The following is a 16,217-nucleotide window of genomic DNA, read 5'->3' as shown; positions in this document are numbered from 1 at the left end:
CCGGGATCGACCCAGAGACGCTCCACGCCCGCGCGCGTCGCAAGATCGATCCTTTCCCTGAAGAAGGTCAGCTGATGATCGAATATGTCCTCGGCGGGCGGAAGATAGTCCGCCGAACGGGCGTTTTCTCCCGGCGTGTAGCACAGGATAATGCCGGCCTGATGCGATGCGATGGCCTCGTAAAAGGCGCTGTCGTCGACACGCCCGGTCAGGTTGATCACGCCGGCACCGGCTTCCAGCAGCGCGACGCCGACTTCAGGGTGATAGGTCTCGACCGAAACCAGGATGTTTTCCTCCGCGAGCGCTTTCACGACCGGCCGCATGCGGTCGATCTGGCGCTCGATGGAGACTATGTCCGCCGTGTCTCCGGTCGATTCCGCGCCGATATCAACCATCGCCGCCCCTTCGAGCGTCATCCGCCTGCCGCGGTAAAGCGCGGCCTCGAACGTGTGGCAGACGGTTTCCCTGTAGGTGCTGTCCGGCGACAGGTTCAGGACGCCCATCTGGTAGGTCCGGTCCTCGAAGCTGCGGCCGAACTTCGGAAACGCGAATGTCCTGACCGGGGTCTCAAGGGCCTCCCTGTATTTCAGCCACAGCGGCAGGATGCGATCAGCGGAAATCATTGGACGGGCTCCGGGTCTTCAGGGAATTGAGAAAAGACTGTGCGTGGCCGCATGCGGGCGGCCGGAGAATCTGGGGGGTGTCAGGCACGCTTGCGCGTGATGCGGATGCCAACGGCGCCGGCCTCGTCAAAGATGTCGGGTTTCGTCACCTTCACCGTGACCCGGGACGCGAGCGGATTGGTCAGGACGAACTCGGCGATCGCCTCCGCCCAGTCTTCGACGAGATCCACGTGACCGCCGGCGCTCGCCTTTTCCTGAATGAAGAAGACGGTGTCCGCATAGGACACGAAGGTGCCGGTTTTGCGGACCGTTTCGCGATAGCCGGGTACCGTCTCGATCTCGACACTGAAACAGACGGACTGGCGCCGTCCTTTCTCGCTGTCGAGGATGCCGATTTCGGCCGGCAGCAGCAGATTTTCGATCAGGATCGTGTCAGGGCCGTCTTCAACCAGAGTGCGCGCAGCGTCCGTCGTTTCGCTCATCAAACATTTCGCTTTTCAGAATCTGTTTCAGGACATGGATGTAGCCGGAAGCCGCGAGAGGTCAAGAGAGGAGAACGTCCCGGGGTGGCGGCCGCGCTCAGGCGTCTTCGAAATAGTCGACGGCCTTGAGCACGCCGCGCAGTTCCGATAGACCCCGCAGGCGTCCGATGGCCGGATATCCGGGCGTGGACGTACCGGTCAGATCGTTGAGGATGCGGTGCCCGTGATCGGGGCGCATCGGGATCTGTTTTCCCGAGCCGGTTTCCATGCGGCGCAATTCCCGGACAATCGACACGATATCGATGTCACCGGCCAGATGGGCGTCTTCGTAAAAGCTTCGCGGGTCATCCTCGCGCCGTGTGGCCCGCAGATGGGCGAAGTGGATGCGGTCGCCTAGAGCGCGCGCAATGGCAGGCAGATCATTGTCCGGATGCACACCGAGCGATCCGGTGCAAAGCGTGAAACCGTTCGCACGGGAGGCGTTCATGGAGGCGATCAGCCCCAGATCCGCCAGCGTGCTTGCGATCCGCGGTAATCCGAACAGGGACCGGGGCGGATCGTCCGGGTGGATCGCCAGGACCGCGCCCGCTTCCTCGACCACCGGGAGAACGATATCGAGGAAATTGCGGAGGTTCTGAAACAGTTCCTGGCGGTCGACATTGCGATAGGCGGCAAGCCGCGCGCGGAACGTCTCGAGCGTGTAGCTTTCCTCCGAGCCCGGCAACCCCGCGATGATATTGGCCGTCAGCCGGTCGCGATCCTGTTTCGACGCGGCGGCGAGAAACGCCTCCGCTGCCGCGATATCAGCCGCGCTGTAGTCGGCCTCGGCGCCCTCCCTTTCAAGAATGAAGAGGTCGAATGCCGCGTAGGCGGCGAATTCAAACCGGAGCGCGGTCGCCCCGTCCGGAAGTTCAAAGTCCAGATCGGTCCGCGTCCAGTCCAGAACCGGCATGAAATTGTAGCAGATGGTCGTCACGCCCTGGTGCGCGAGCGCGCGGGCCGTCTCCGCCCAGTTGAGGGCCCACTTTTCCCAGCCGGGAGCTCCGGTCTTGATGTCCTCGTGAACCGGGATGCTCTCCGCGACGATCCAGCTCAGGCCGGCCGCCTCGATCATCTGCCGCCGCGCGGCAATCTCCTCTTCCGGCCAGAAGGTGCCGTTCGGAATTTCGTGGAGCGCAGTCACTATTCCGCTGGCGCCTGTCTGGCGGACATCCCTCAGCGACACCGGATCCTGCGGCCCGAACCAACGCCAGCTTTCGATCATCGCCTTGCCTTTTCTTTTGTTATCGTTCTCAAGGAGACGCCACTGCGGGCGTATAAAGGTAGCCGTCGAATTCCGGGTCTCCGACATCGGAGAGTTCGAGCAGCGTCAGGCGCACATTTTCGAGATGCTGCCACATGGCGCTTCTGGCCTGCTCGGCATTGCGGTGCCGCAGCGCCTCCAGGATCACGGCATGATCGTCAAGCCACCTGGTCCGGTAACTGATGTCGAAAATCCGGTCGTGCAGCCGCGCCCACATGGAACTGTTTTCCCGCTTGGTCCACAAGTCGGCGACCTGATCGACAAGGACGCTATTCTGGGTGGCTTCGGCAATGAGCAGGTGAAACTGCTTGTCGGCGAAATAGTCCTCGACGCCGTTCTCGATGGCCTTGCGCTCGAGTTCGAGGGTTTCGCGCAGCTTTATGATATCGTGCTTGGTAATCGTCGACGCCGCAAAGCCCGCGATGCTGCTTTCCAGGAGCTGACGGGCCTGCAGCAGTTCAAACGGACCGAAATCCGGCTTGTGCACGTTGAGGGAAATCTTCTCACCGGACGCGACATAGCTGCCGGATCCCTTGCGGACATCGAGGTAACCCTCGATTTCCAGCACGATGAAGGCCTCGCGCACGAGCGCCCTGCTGATCCCCAACTCGAGTGAAATCTGGCGCTCGGTCGGAAACTTGTCTCCCGGCCGATAGCCCTCATCGGTGATCCTTCGTGCGAGCAGCTCGGCTATTTCCTGGTAGCGACGTTTTCCACCCTCGCCGGTCATGAAGCCTTCCCTGCGTTCTTCTCTGCGGCGGCAATCTCGCGATAGTAGTCCGCCAGAATATGGAACGCTTTTTTCTTGGTTTTCTTGTCCGCGGCAATCAGCCCCTTATGGTTATAGCCATTCTGGAAGATGTTTTGCCGGCGTTCAACGCGAAAATCATAAAGGATCCACGGAGACATGCCCTTCACGTAGTCCAGTTCCCGCAAAACCGCGATCTGACGGCGATAGACCTCGGCCATGTAATCTTCGCTGAAAAGTCCGCGCGGCGGCCCGTTTTCGCCGATGACCCCATCGGCGCCGGTCTCCGAGATGACCACCGGCTTGCCCGGGTCGGAGTTCCTGCCGATTGCGGCCAGATCGTCGAAATTCTCCTCGTACCAGCCGTAATACTCGTTCAGGCCGATGATATCGATGTGGTCCGCGAGCCTGTCCTCGATCCGGTTGGCGGCATGGTTGACGAGACAGGCGGCAGAGGTCAGCCGGGTCGGATCGAGTTTCCTGGCGGTCTCGGCAAGGCCGCGCATGAATTCGAGCCTTGCATCCGTATCCGGATTTTCGTTGCCGACGGACCAGATGATCACGCTGGCCCGGTTCCGGTCGCGCTTGATCAGCTCGGCAAGCTGGTTCTCCGCGTCCCGATAGGTGGCCGGATTGGCAAAGTCGATCGCCCAATAGACCGGGATTTCCTCCCACAGGAGGAACCCCAGTTCATCGGCGAGGCGCGCCGCCAGATCATCATGGGGGTAATGCGCGAGGCGCAGATAGTTGCAGCCGAGGTCGCGCGCATGTTCGAACCGGCGCCGCAAGTCGGCTTCGTTCGTCACCTTGCCCAGTTCGGCATCATCCTCGTGAACGGAAATCCCGCGCAGGAACAATGGTTCGCCGTTGAGCACGATATCCGTGCCGGCGCGCTCAATCTGGCGGAAGCCGACCCGGTCCGAGACACGGTCCGCGCCGAAGGCAAGCTCCACATCGTAACGGACGGGGTTGTCCGGGCTCCAGAGCTCCGGCTGCACCGAGAGCGTGACCCGGCCCTTGCCATTGCTGACGGGTATGCCCGTTTCAACCGAAAGACCCGGAATGGACAGCATTGCCTCGCCCGACGAGGCTCCGCAGATTTCGATCTCCGCGCAGATTTTCGAAAAAGTACCGTCGGGCACGAGATAAAGAAAGAAATCCCTGATCAGGGCGCGCGGGGTCTCGAAGAGGCTCACATCGCGGTAGAGGCCGCCATAGTTGAACCAGTCGGTGTTGCGCATCGGAACCCGGTCGCGGGTGCGGGTGTTGTTGACACAGGCCATGAGCCAGTTCCGGCCCGGGCGCAAAAGACCGGTCAGCTCCACGCAGAACGGCGTCGACGCGCCATAGTGATTGCCGAGAAACTGCCCGTTCAGAAAGATCTTGCAGTCGTAGCCGGCGGCGCCGACATGCAAGAAGCGGCGCTTTTCGTCATCAACGGCGCCGACGTCGAGCGGCCGCGTGTACCAGGCGCTGCCTTCGAAGAAATACCACTTTTCCTTCAGCATCGCCCAGTTCGACGGGACCGGAACCGTCTCGCCCATGTAGGGATCGTAGTCCCAGGGCTCCTTGCGGTCCTCCGGTGCCTCCGGCAGCAGGGCGAACCATTTCTGCCGGAGACCGGTGTCCAGGAGATCGACACAGAAGTTCCAGTTGCCGTTGAGACTTTCAGATGCCCGCCCGCCCATGAAAATCAGGCCATTGTGGTTCAGAGACTGCGTGTTGAACGGGAGATCATAGTCTTCGTCATGCAGCGCCTGAAGCGCATTTTCGGCGAGTTTCGAGCGTTCGAGCATCTTTCCGGTCTCCGGTCGGGCCTTGGCTTACTGCGGAGCGATCGCCTTGATGCGGCCGATCAGGTCGGCGACGACCGGCGATTTTTCAGCCGCTTCCTCGTGCATCGGCAGGACCGCCTCGATGAACGGGCCCTTCTCGACCTCGATGAACTTGACACCGAGTTCGCTCTTGGCCGTTTCAACGGCTGCCGCGCTCATGGCATCCCACTGCTCGCGATGGAAGTCCATCGATTCGCGCGCCGCCTTGGTCAGGGCGGCCTTGTGGTCGTCCGACAGTTCGTTCCAGCTCTTGGAGGAGATCATGACCACAGAGGGGATCATGGTGTGACCGTCATCGGAATAGACCTTGGAAACCTCGCCGTGGCGCGCGGATGTCAGGGCCATCGGATTGTTCTCCGCGCCATCGACAACGCCCTGCTGCAAGGCGCTGTAGAGTTCACCCCAGGCGATCGGAGTGGGGTTGCCGCCGAGCAGTTCCACCATGCGGATCGCGGACGGGCTCGGCTGCACGCGGATTTTCATGCCTTCCAGGTCGGCTGGGGAGCGGATTTCCTTGTTGGCATAGAAGGACCGTGCGCCCTCGATATAGAACGCCAGCCCGATGAAGCCCTTGTCTTCGGACGCAGCGAGAATGTCCGAGCCGATGTCGCCGCTCAGAACGTCATAATAATGGTCGGCATCGACAAAGATGTAAGGCAGGTTGAGCGCACCGTAGGATTCCTCGAAGGCTTCGAGTTCGGACGCATTCGACCGGGCCATGTCCAGGGAGCCGTTCTGCATCAGCTCCATGGATTCGCGCTGGGTGCCCAGCTGCGCATTGGCATAGATGCGGATCTTCAGATCGCCGCCCGTTGCTTCTTCAAGACGCTCGGCCATGAACTCCATCGACTTGTGAAGCGGGTGGTCTTCCGGGTTGTTGTGATTGAGACGCAGGGTCTTGGCATTGGCAGCGGTTCCAATTGCAACAACGCCTGCAGCCAGCACGGCCGCGAGCTTCGCGAACTTCTTCATGATTTCCTCCCAAATGCAGGCCGGGCGAAAAAGACGCCTCAACGAGGAACCGCACCGGCCGCGGTTTCGCAGCATGGATCGCTGCGGATGGCGAATTGTTCGTCCAATTTTCAAAATCAGTCAACCTTTTTTGCAAAATTGGTTGACCAATTTAATTTCTTGACGCATGTCTTACACGGGCACGCGCCGCTAATGTTGCTTGAAAACGCAACGCGGACCGGTCTGGGAGGACAATCGTGACACGCATTACAAGAGGTGTGGACCTTGTCCTGCGCCTCGTCATCATCCTGGCATTCGCCGTTCTTGTTGCCTGCGTCATCTGGCAGGTATTCTCGCGCTACGTGCTGGAAAGCCCGAGCACGGTCACCGACGAGATGGCGCGGTTCCTGTTCATCTGGGTCGCGCTCCTGGGCGGCGCCTATACGCTCGGTCAGCGCCGGCACCTGGCCATCGACCTGCTTCCGCAGATCACGCATGGCAACCTCAGGCTCTCGGTCAATGCGGGTATCATCATCGCCATCGCGACCTTCGCGGCGCTGGTCATGATTTACGGCGGCCTGGACCTGGTGAACCGGACGCTGGCAACCGGACAGGTCTCGCCGGCACTCAGACTGCCCATGGGCCTTGTCTATGTCGCGATCCCCTTTTCTGGGATCTGCATCTTCTATTACTGCCTGACCTTCCTGGCCGATCTCTTCCGCACAGGCAGGGGACCGAACGATCAGGACGGCGCGCCCAGGGCGGGCGGTCCGCTCGACTGACCGACGCAGGATATTGAGGAACTAAATGGATATTCAGTCTGTCCTCGTCCTGTTCGGGACGTTTGCACTGCTCATGATACTCGGTGTGCCGATCGCCTTCTCGATCGGTCTTGCGGCCTTTGCCACTTTCCTGCTGTTCATGTCGTTCGACCAGTCGGTCTATATCGTCGCACAGCAAGTGGCGTCGGGACTCGACAGCTTCACGCTGCTGGCCATTCCGTTCTTCATCCTGGCCGGGAACATCATGAACCGCGGCGGCATCGCGATGCGCCTGATCGAGTTCGCAAAAGTGCTGGGCGGCCGTCTGCCCGGAGCCCTTGCCCATTGCAACGTGATCGCAAACATGATGTTCGGCTCGATTTCCGGCTCCGCGGTCGCGTCGGCCGCCGCCGTCGGCGGCGTCATGGCGCCCTTGCAGAAGAAGGAAGGCTATGACCCGACCTACAGCGCCGCTGTCAACATCGCGTCCTGCCCGACAGGCCTGCTGATTCCGCCGAGTTCAACCTTCATCGTCTATTCGCTGATCACGAACGGCACCTCGGTCGCAGCCCTTTTCGTTGCCGGGTACATTCCGGGGATTCTCATGGGCCTAAGCCTCATGGTCGTCGCAGGGATCATCGCGAAACGGCGCGGCTACCCCGTCGCCGAACGCCCGAGCGGGTCGGAGGTCGTGAAGAAGGCGGCCGATGCCATGCTGCCGCTCGGCCTGATCGTCATCGTCATGGGCGGCATCATCGGCGGCATCTTCACCGCCACGGAAGCCTCCGCCGTCGCGGTCGTCTACACGCTTTTCCTTGCCGTGATCTGGTACCGTGAAATCACACTGAAGGAGCTGCCGGGGATCATCCTGGAAAGCGCGGTGACCACGTCCATCGTACTCCTGATGATCGGCTGCTCCATCGCCATGTCCAAGGCGATGGCGTTTGCGGACATTCCCTATTCGATCTCCGACGCACTGCTTGCCCTTTCGGAAAACCCGATCGTGCTTCTGCTCATCATCAACATCGCGCTTCTGGTCGTCGGCACGTTCATGGACATGACGCCGGCGCTGCTGATCTTCACGCCGATCTTCCTGCCCGTGGTTGAAGACCTGGGCATGGACCCGGTGCATTTCGGTGTCGTCATGACGTTCAACCTGTGTATCGGCATCTGCACGCCACCGGTCGGGTCGGCGCTTTTCGTCGGCTGTTCGGTGGGCGGTGTGAAGATCGGTCAGGTCATCAAGCCGATGCTCGGATTTTACGCGGTCCTGGTATCGCTGCTATTGGTGATAACCTATTTCCCCGCGCTCAGCCTGTTCCTGCCGCGCGTCCTTCTGGGGTACTAGACCATGAAAGCACTCAATGCCTGGCAATTCCTGGCGCGCACCGAAAACGGCGTACGCCTGATCGTCGAAGGCCGGCACCATTTCAACGTTTCGGTCCTGGAACAAGACCTCATCCGGATCTCGCTTCTGAAGGACGGCCAGTATCGTCTCGACAGGACCTGGGCGATCGCTCCAGCGCGCGACGTTCCTTTCGAAGGCCGGAAACGGGATGACATATCCGGATTCTCCTGTCCCAATTTCCACCTGAACGAGAACGACGACGGCCTGACACTTGAAACCGGAACGCTGCGTCTCAAAATTGGTCGACCACTTGCACTGATCTGGGAAGCGCGCACGGAACCGGCCGGTCCCTGGCAGGAAGTCGCCCGGGACAGGCCCCTGAACGCCTACATGCTCGGACGCAAGGATCACCGGAACCAGCACCATCTTCTCAGGCACCCGGACGAGACATTTTACGGTCTCGGCGAGAAGTCCGGAGCGCTTGACCGGTCCGGCCGGCGCTTTGAAATGCGCAATCTCGACGCGCTCGGCTATGACGCCAGAACCACGGACCCGCTCTACAAGCACATCCCGTTCACGATCACGGACAAGGGCGCTCTCGGCGCCTGCGGCCTCTTTTACGACACGCTGTCCTCCTGCTGGTTCGACCTCGGCAACGAAAAGGACAATTACCACCCGCCCTTCCGCGCCTTCCGGGCCGAAGACGGCGACCTGGACTACTATTTCAGCTGGGCGCCCTCGGTTCTTAAGATCGTCAAGCGCCACCACTGGCTGACCGGCGGCACGGCCTTCATGCCGCGATGGGGGCTGGGCTATTCCGGTTCCACCATGTCCTACACGGATTCGGAAAATGCGCAGGAGCGTCTGCAGGAGTTTCTTGCAAAGCTCGATGCGGAGGACATGCCGTGCGACAGTTTCCAGCTTTCGTCCGGCTATACCGCGATCGAAGGCAGGCGCTACGTTTTCAACTGGAACACCGACCGCTTTCCCGACGTGGAAGCGTTGACGTCCTCCTATGCAGCGGCGGGCATAAACCTGATCGCCAACATCAAGCCCGTCCTGCTCGATGATCACCCTCTCTATGAACAGGCTGTCGATGCGGGTCTCTTCATCCGCGACAGCGAGAGCGGCGAGCCGGAACAGTCGCCCTTCTGGGACGGTACCGGATCCCACCTCGATTTCACCAACCCGGCAACCATCCGCTGGTGGCAGGACAACGTGACCGTCAAACTGCTCGACCGGGGCATCAAGAGCACCTGGAACGACAACAACGAATATGAAGTCTGGGATGATGATGCGCGCTGCGCGGGCTTCGGCGAGCCGATCCCGATCAGGCTGATCCGGCCGCTCCACAGCCAGCTGATGACGCGCGCTTCCTTCGAAGCCCAGCAGCAGGACCAGCCGGACAAACGGCCCTACCTGATCTCCCGCTGCACCTCACCCGGTACGCAGCGCTACGCCCAGACCTGGACCGGCGACAATCATACGAGTTGGGATACCCTCAGATGGAACATCCCCATGGGGCTAGGACTGAGCCTGTCCGGCTTTTACAATGTCGGTCACGATGTCGGCGGCTTTGCCGGACCGAGACCGGACCCCGAGCTGTTTCTGCGCTGGGTGCAGAACGGCATCTTTAATCCCCGTTTCACAATCCATTCCTGGAACGATGACGGGACGGCCAACGAAGCCTGGATGTATCCCGAAATCACCCCACTTGTCCGCGACGCGCTGAAACTCCGGGCGAGGCTCCTTCCGTATCTCTATACCCTCCTCTACCAGGCGGTTACCGATGGCGAACCCATGCTGCGGCCGCTGTTTCTGGATCATCCCGATGACCCGAACTGCAGAACAGCGGAATTCGATTTCCTTCTCGGAAAGGACCTGCTGGTGGCAAGCGTTGTCGAACCGGGTGCCAGAACGCGGCGCGTGACACTGCCTCAAAACGCGGATGGATGGTGGGCCTTTGACGGCAGCACGTGGCATCCGGGCGGCGATGTGCTGGAGGTTCCCGTGACCGACGCGACGATACCGCTGTTTGTTCGCGGCGGCACCGTGCTGCCGATGGCCGCGCCCAATCTGCGCTCCGATGCGGCTTCCGACACGGAGCGGACCTGGTGCATCTACCCGCAACCAGAGACCCGTCCGCTGCGCACATCCCACACCTATGACGACGACGGTGTTTCACGCGACGCACTGACAGACCGCCATTGCCTCACGACGCTGAAGCTTTCCCGCGAGATGGGCGCGCTGCGGCTTGACTGGTCCAGGTCCGGCACCTGGGAACCCGCCTATTCCGACGCCCGGATCTGGCTTGCAGGTCAAACCGGTCTTATCGTGAATGATCGCGCCCGCTCGGCGGGCGACACACTCAGTCTCAATCCGGCCCGGTAAAACATGTCCGATCCAACTTTTGCCATTCAAGGCATTCCCTATGACCGCGGCGCCCTGCGGCCCAGGATATTGCATCTGGGCTTCGGCGCTTTTGCGAAAGCGCATGTCATGGCGTTCCACGACGACATGCTGCGGCAGACCTCCGGGGACTGGGGCGTCATCGCCGCCCGGCTTCATTCGGGTGCGGATGAACTGACGAAGCTGGACGAGGCGGGCGGTGTGTTCACGGTCGGCGAGATGTCGGGCGCCGGGCTGCACTTGCGGAAAATCGGCTGCGTCACCGGAACACTGCATGCCAGACGGGACGGACTGCCGGCGCTGCTGTCCAGGATCGCCGATCCCGGGCTTGGCGTGATCACGTTGACGATTACCGAAAAAGGCTACTGTCTTTCGGGCAGTTCTCTGGATCTTTCCCATGACGGCATTCGAGAAGACCTGGCCAACCCCGAGGCACCCCGGACTGCGATCGGCATCCTTGCACGAGGGCTTGCGATGCGGATGACTGCCGGCGCGCCCGGCGTGACGATCCTTTCCTGCGACAACCTTCCCGCCAACGGGCATCTTTGCCGCCGGGCGCTGCTCGACTTTGCCGAACAGCTTGACCCGAAGCTGACGGAATGGATCGAGACCTGTTGCCGCTTCCCCTGTTCCATGGTCGACCGGATTACGCCTGCCATGACGGAGGCATCGCACCGGGATCTCGAAGCGGCCCTTGGACGGCCGGATCCCAACGGCATCTTGTGCGAGCCGTTTCGCCAGTGGGTCATTGAAGACCGTTTCGCGGGCGAGCGTCCGCAATGGGACCTTGCCGGAGCGCAATTCGTCGCCGATGTCGCGCCCTTTGAAGAGATGAAACTGCGCCTTTTGAACGGGTCGCACTCCTTTCTTGCCTATCTGGGCGCGCTGGCGGACAAGGAAACCATATCGGACTGCATGAACGAGTCCGTCCTGAAGTCGGCCGCGCAAAAGCTCATGCTGGACGAGCAGGCGCCGACCCTTCACGTTCCCGGCGGTGTCGACATTTCACGCTATGCCGCCGATCTCATCGAGCGCTTCTCAAACCCGGCGCTTCAGCACAAGACAACGCAAATCGCGTCGGACGGCAGTCAGAAACTGCCGCAAAGACTGCTTGCGCCGATCCGGCACCATCTCGGCACCGGCCGCCCCTGGCCGCTGTCCGCTCTGGCGGTTGCCGGCTGGATGCATTATTGCCGTGGTGCATCGGAATCTTCCGCGGCCCTGCCGCTCAACGATCCGCTTGCCGAGCGAATCCGGTTGATTGCCGGACAGTCCGATGGCACCGGCTACGTCGACACCCTTCTGTCGCTAACGCCGGTCTTCGGTGACGAGCTTCCGGCGTCGCAGGCCTTTGCGGACAAGATCCGGTCCGCTTACCATGACATCGGCTCCCGAGGCGTGATCAACTCGATCGCCGCATCGCTCTGACAACAGGACGCATTTCATGACCGCACCATTTCTCGGGCCGGACTACTTTCTAGACACGGCCACGAGCCGCCGCCTCTACCACGAGGTTGCCGCACCGCTGCCGCTGGTTGATTTTCACAATCACCTCGATCCGGCCGCGATTGCAGACGACAAGCACTGGTCTTCCATCGGCGAGATCTGGCTGGAAGGCGATCACTACAAATGGCGGGTAATGCGCTGCAACGGTGTGCCTGAAGACCTGGTGACCGGCGCCACCGATTTCCGGGAGAAATTCGACGCGTTCGCAGAGACGATACCGCACTGTGTCGGCAATCCGCTCTACCATTGGACGCACCTGGAACTGCGCCGATATTTCGGCTGGGACGGCGTCTTCGGTCCGGATACGGCTGCGGAGGTCTGGGAGGTTGCTAACGAGACGCTCTCAAAGCCGAGCCACGGTGCGCGGGGCCTGCTTCATCAGATGAATGTCAGTTACGTCGGCACCACGGACGATCCGACCGACGACCTCGCGCATCATGCCAGGGCACAAGCCGATCCGGAGTTGGGTTTCAAAATCGCGCCGAGTTTCCGGCCCGATAAGGCGCTGTCGCCGTCAGCGCCCGGGTTTGCGGATTATTGCCGCACGCTCGAACGGACGTCGGGCGTCACGATCACGCGCTTCGACGATCTCATCGAAGCGCTGCTCAAGCGGCTGGACCATTTCATCGCCTTCGGCTGCAAGGCAAGCGACCACGCCCTGAACGAACTTCACGCTTTCGAAAAACGCTCTTCGACGGACCTAGACGGCATTCTTGCGCTCGGTGCCAACGGCGCGCAGGTCTCACCCCGGGACGAGGCCGATTTCAAGGCTGCCGTCCTGACGGAACTCGGGCAGGCCTATCGCGATCGCAATGTGGCGATGCAATTCCATATCGGCGCACAGCGCAACAACAACAGCACTCTTTTCAGCCGTCTCGGCCCCGATACGGGCGGCGATTCCATGTCCGATCAATCGGTTGCGGGTCCGTTGAACCAGTTACTCGACCAGATCGACAGGCGCAAGGGTCTGCCCCGCACCATCCTCTATTGCCTCAATCCGGCCCTGAACGAAGTGATGGTGACGACGGCGGGCAATTTCCAGGACGGCTCGGAGCCGGGCAAGATCCAGTCCGGGCCGGCGTGGTGGTTCAACGATCAGCTGGAAGGCATGGAACGGCATCTCAACCAGGTCGCGCAGATGGGACTGCTTTCGCGGTTCATCGGGATGCTTACCGATTCGCGCTCGTTTCTCTCCTTCCCCCGCCACGAATATTACCGGCGCCTGGTCTGCAGGATGGTCGGACGATGGGTTGAAGACGGAAGCATGCCAGATGACAGGGACTTGACCGACGGTCTCATCCGCAGGATTTGCCACGAAAATGCCCGCGACTGGTTTGTTGAGTAAAAGCAGCGCGATAGGCTGACCGCGCACGCCTGTATGCGCCAAAGGTCATCGTTGCTGGCATTCTCCCTTTCCCCTATCATGCGGTCCGGAGACCCGGTCAGGAGGCAGATCCGGGCAACGAGGGAGGAGAGCCTCGGCATGACAGTGACGCACGAGCCCTGGCTCGTTGCGCTTTCCCTGGTAATGGCCTTTCAGGGAAGCTTTGTTGGTTTGAGTCTGGCCGTTCAGGTCAGAAACGCGGTTGAACCGAGACGGCGGCTGCTCCTTGCCGGAGCCGCGCTGACACTGGCTCTCGCGATCTGGTCGATGCATTTCGTCGGCATGCTCGCCGTGAAGTTTCCGCTCGGCGTCGATTTCCTCGTGCTGCCGACGCTTCTGTCTTTCCTCGTGTGCGTGCTTGTCGTCGGCGTCGCCGTCTTCACCGCCAGCAACCGCAGGCTCACGTCCATCAGGCTCGGGCTGGCGGCATTCGTGATGGGCGCCGGCATTTGCACGATGCACTATCTGGGCATGTACTCCCTGCACACGTCTTTGCAGATGACCCACAACCCGACCTACGTCCTGGCGAGCTTTCTGATCGCCTTCAATGCCGCCGGCCTGGCCCTCTGGCTGCTGTTCGGTCTCGGCAAACGGCCGCCTCTGGTGATTTCGGCGGCCGTGATGGCGCTTGCCATATCGGCGATGCACTACACCGCGATGACCGGACTGACCTACGAGCTGACGCAGAGCCCCGACCAGCTGTCCGCTCCTTCGCTCGCGCCGGGAACGCTCGCGATTTTCGTATCCTGTGTCGCATTCCTGGTATCCGGTCTGTTCCTGCTGGCTCTGGTTCCAAGCGAAACGGCAGCGCCGGCACCGGCACCGGCACGCAGTGTCGCGGAGACCCCGGCCACCGAACCGGTGCAGACTGCCGAGGCCGAGGAGGCGGACACCGCTCAATCGGTGGAAGATCCCTCGCGCCGGCCTGCAGCCGGTCTTCAGGCCGTTGCGTCAAAGCCACGGGTGTCGGCGCCCGCGTCCCGGCGGACTTTGCCGATCGAGCGCGACGGGCAGAAAACGCAGATCAGCGTGTCCGATATCTCCGCCATTCACGCGGATGCCCACTACACCAAGCTTTACGACGGCGAACGGGAACATTTCTGCCCGCTTTCGATCAGCGAGGCCGAACAGCAGCTGGATTCAAAGGTGTTCAAGCGGGTCCACCGCAGTCATATCGTCAACCTTTCCCGGGTCACCAGTTTCAAACGCTCCGGTGACGGTGGCGTGCTGGTGCTCGAGGGAACCGACGCGCAGACGGTTCCCGTCAGCCGGTCCAGATGGAGCCGCATTCGCGAGAGACTGACGGCCCTTTCAGATACGTCCGACCAACCGGATCAGGCCGCCCCCGCGGAGTAAGCCGAACGGAATTGCATCTGCCGGCCTTAGGTGATGGACCCATAAATGAGGCGGAAATGGCATGCGAAATGGCGATATCCCGTTAGGAAGGGTGTGCGGAGCGGGCTTCCTGCCCGGTCAAGCACGCTGACGACGTTGGGTGAAGCCATTTCCATGTCCTTCGGATTTGACCGGATTGCGCATCAAACCATTTCCGCCTCATTTATGGGTCCATCACCTAGTGTGTGCGGTGCAAAAATATCGATTTTTTGTCGCCATTCGTGCGAATTGCACGAAATACGTCACTTTCGCCGCCAGACAGGCCAACGCCGCAAACGCACGAATTAAGCGCTGATCTTTCAGAGACTTTCGCCGATTTTCCCCGTTCCTGGCTCCCTGCAACTCGTGAAATACGTCAGGCTTTCTGACGCATTTCGTGCCCGGGACAGCCGCCTTCGATGTATTGCACGCGGTGTTCCGTGAATGCTGCCTTGAGTGTGCAGTGCACCCCTTATCACCCTTGGAGCATGTGACATTCCGCCGCCCAGGCGTGGCGGTCTGTGTTTGCCGATTGACTGACACTGGACGCGACAGACAGCAAGCGGCGCCCGCTTCCGGAGCCATCCGGGACGGCGAATGGGAGGAGAGAGAACGTGATCCCCGGTGAATTCACCTATCACAGGCCATCATCCGTGGCCGAAGCCGTTGCCATCCTGGCAAGTCACGGCGATGAAGCGCGGCCCCTGTCCGGCGGCCACAGCCTGATCCCCATGATGAAGCTGCGCATGGCAGCCCCTGAGCATCTTGTCGATCTCGGCGGCATTGCCGATCTGAAGGGCATCAGCGAGGACGGTGGCACGATCACCATCGGCTGCATGACGACCCAGCACGAGCTGATCGACTCCGACCTTCTGTCCGCCAAGCTGCCGATCATCCGGGAAACGAGCCTGCTGATCGCCGATCCGCAGATCCGCTACATGGGAACGCTCGGCGGCAACGTCGCCAACGGTGACCCGGGCAACGACATGCCGGGTCTGATGCAATGCCTCGGCGCCACCTATGTCCTGACCGGGCCGGATGGCGACAGGGAGGTTGCGGCGCGCGACTTCTACGAAGCGGCCTATTTCACGGCGCTGGCACCGGAAGAAATCCTCACCGCCGTCAAGATCCCGGTTCCGCCGGCCGGTCACGGCTATGCCTATGAAAAGCTCAAGCGCAAGGTCGGCGATTACGCCACGGCCGCCGCCGCCGTTGTCCTCACCATGAATGGTGGCACGGTTGCCAGCTGCTCGGTCGCGCTGACCAACGTGGCGGACACGCCGCTTCATGCAGCGGACGCCAGCGCGATCCTGACCGGATCGACACTGGACGAGGGCACCGTGGCGAAGGCTGTCGCAGCCGCGGAAGCGATCACCGATCCGGCATCGGACGGACGCGGCCCGGCGGAATACCGCACCAAGATGGCCGGCATCATGATGCAGCGCGCGCTTGCACGCGCCGCCGAACGCGCCGGCGCCTGACACCCTGACCGA

The 16,217-nt window shown here is 61.4% G+C and carries 13 protein-coding genes (1 of these 13 running past the window's edge); 7 read left to right on the top strand and 6 right to left on the bottom strand.

Translation table 11 applies throughout. From position 1 onward, the window contains the following. From ACO07N_RS08730 to ACO07N_RS08705, 6 genes are all read right to left on the bottom strand, one after another. Positions 1–623 carry the 5' portion of a dihydropteroate synthase gene (locus tag ACO07N_RS08730; RefSeq protein WP_421980645.1) on the bottom strand. Its footprint begins 262 nt before the window's first position, so the window shows 623 of its 885 coding nt (coding positions 1–623); its start codon is at positions 621–623; its stop codon lies off the left edge, out of view. Positions 624–703: 80 nt separating this feature from the next. After that, complete coding sequence (locus ACO07N_RS08725; RefSeq protein ID WP_421980644.1) at positions 704–1,105, bottom strand: dihydroneopterin aldolase; 402 nt, start codon at positions 1,103–1,105, stop codon at positions 704–706. Between the two features lie 97 nt (positions 1,106–1,202). Beyond that, on the bottom strand, positions 1,203–2,369 hold the full coding sequence (uxuA, locus tag ACO07N_RS08720) for a mannonate dehydratase (RefSeq protein WP_421980643.1): 1,167 nt from the start codon (positions 2,367–2,369) through the stop codon (positions 1,203–1,205). Between the two features lie 28 nt (positions 2,370–2,397). After that, positions 2,398–3,138, bottom strand: a complete 741-nt coding sequence (locus ACO07N_RS08715) for an FCD domain-containing protein (protein WP_421980642.1) — start codon at positions 3,136–3,138, stop codon at positions 2,398–2,400. After that, positions 3,135–4,952, bottom strand: coding sequence for a glycoside hydrolase family 2 protein (locus ACO07N_RS08710; RefSeq protein WP_421980641.1), 1,818 nt, complete (start codon positions 4,950–4,952; stop codon positions 3,135–3,137). Before ACO07N_RS08710 ends, ACO07N_RS08715 begins: the two co-directional genes overlap by 4 nt. Positions 4,953–4,979: 27 nt before the next feature. Then, on the bottom strand, positions 4,980–5,963 hold the full coding sequence (locus ACO07N_RS08705; protein WP_421980640.1) for a TRAP transporter substrate-binding protein: 984 nt from the start codon (positions 5,961–5,963) through the stop codon (positions 4,980–4,982). A 236-nt stretch (positions 5,964–6,199) separates the two neighbouring features. Here ACO07N_RS08705 and ACO07N_RS08700 point away from each other — a divergent pair, with 236 nt between their 5' ends. From ACO07N_RS08700 to ACO07N_RS08670, 7 genes are all read left to right on the top strand, one after another. Continuing rightward, a complete protein-coding gene (locus ACO07N_RS08700) occupies positions 6,200–6,724 on the top strand; it encodes a TRAP transporter small permease (RefSeq protein WP_421980639.1) in 525 nt (174 codons plus the stop codon). Between the two features lie 25 nt (positions 6,725–6,749). After that, positions 6,750–8,051 carry a TRAP transporter large permease gene (locus tag ACO07N_RS08695; RefSeq protein ID WP_421980638.1) on the top strand — a complete coding sequence of 434 codons (1,302 nt, stop codon included), beginning with the start codon at positions 6,750–6,752 and terminating at the stop codon, positions 8,049–8,051. 3 nt (positions 8,052–8,054) lie between these two features. Continuing rightward, a complete protein-coding gene (locus ACO07N_RS08690) occupies positions 8,055–10,442 on the top strand; it encodes a TIM-barrel domain-containing protein (RefSeq protein WP_421980637.1) in 2,388 nt (795 codons plus the stop codon). A gap of 3 nt (positions 10,443–10,445) precedes the next feature. Then, the gene (locus ACO07N_RS08685) at positions 10,446–11,888 is read left to right on the top strand and encodes a mannitol dehydrogenase family protein (RefSeq protein ID WP_421980636.1); all 1,443 of its coding nucleotides are present in this window, start codon (positions 10,446–10,448) and stop codon (positions 11,886–11,888) included. A gap of 16 nt (positions 11,889–11,904) precedes the next feature. Next, positions 11,905–13,311 (top strand): glucuronate isomerase, encoded by a 1,407-nt coding sequence (gene uxaC, locus ACO07N_RS08680; protein WP_421980635.1) that lies wholly within the window; start codon positions 11,905–11,907, stop codon positions 13,309–13,311. Between the two features lie 138 nt (positions 13,312–13,449). Next, positions 13,450–14,706, top strand: coding sequence for an MHYT domain-containing protein (locus tag ACO07N_RS08675; RefSeq protein WP_421980634.1), 1,257 nt, complete (start codon positions 13,450–13,452; stop codon positions 14,704–14,706). Positions 14,707–15,338: 632 nt separating this feature from the next. Further along, on the top strand, positions 15,339–16,205 hold the full coding sequence (locus ACO07N_RS08670) for an FAD binding domain-containing protein (RefSeq protein ID WP_421980633.1): 867 nt from the start codon (positions 15,339–15,341) through the stop codon (positions 16,203–16,205). Positions 16,206–16,217: the final 12 nt, after the last annotated feature.

The sequence above is a fragment of the Roseibium sp. genome, from assembly GCF_965229775.1.
GTDB lineage: Bacteria > Pseudomonadota > Alphaproteobacteria > Rhizobiales > Stappiaceae > Roseibium.
This window is presented reverse-complemented; position numbering and strand designations above follow the sequence as displayed.

Bases quoted from the DNA above. Each gene is read 5' to 3' on its own strand.
- ACO07N_RS08725 (WP_421980644.1), bottom strand. From the start codon at position 1,105: ATGAGCGAAACGACGGACGCTGCGCGCACTCTGGTTGAAGACGGCCCT.
- uxuA (WP_421980643.1), bottom strand. From the start codon at position 2,369: ATGATCGAAAGCTGGCGTTGGTTCGGGCCGCAGGATCCGGTGTCGCTG.
- ACO07N_RS08715 (WP_421980642.1), bottom strand. From the start codon at position 3,138: ATGACCGGCGAGGGTGGAAAACGTCGCTACCAGGAAATAGCCGAGCTG.
- ACO07N_RS08710 (WP_421980641.1), bottom strand. From the start codon at position 4,952: ATGCTCGAACGCTCGAAACTCGCCGAAAATGCGCTTCAGGCGCTGCAT.
- ACO07N_RS08705 (WP_421980640.1), bottom strand. From the start codon at position 5,963: ATGAAGAAGTTCGCGAAGCTCGCGGCCGTGCTGGCTGCAGGCGTTGTT.
- ACO07N_RS08695 (WP_421980638.1), top strand. From the start codon at position 6,750: ATGGATATTCAGTCTGTCCTCGTCCTGTTCGGGACGTTTGCACTGCTC.
- ACO07N_RS08690 (WP_421980637.1), top strand. From the start codon at position 8,055: ATGAAAGCACTCAATGCCTGGCAATTCCTGGCGCGCACCGAAAACGGC.
- ACO07N_RS08685 (WP_421980636.1), top strand. From the start codon at position 10,446: ATGTCCGATCCAACTTTTGCCATTCAAGGCATTCCCTATGACCGCGGC.
- uxaC (WP_421980635.1), top strand. From the start codon at position 11,905: ATGACCGCACCATTTCTCGGGCCGGACTACTTTCTAGACACGGCCACG.
- ACO07N_RS08675 (WP_421980634.1), top strand. From the start codon at position 13,450: ATGACAGTGACGCACGAGCCCTGGCTCGTTGCGCTTTCCCTGGTAATG.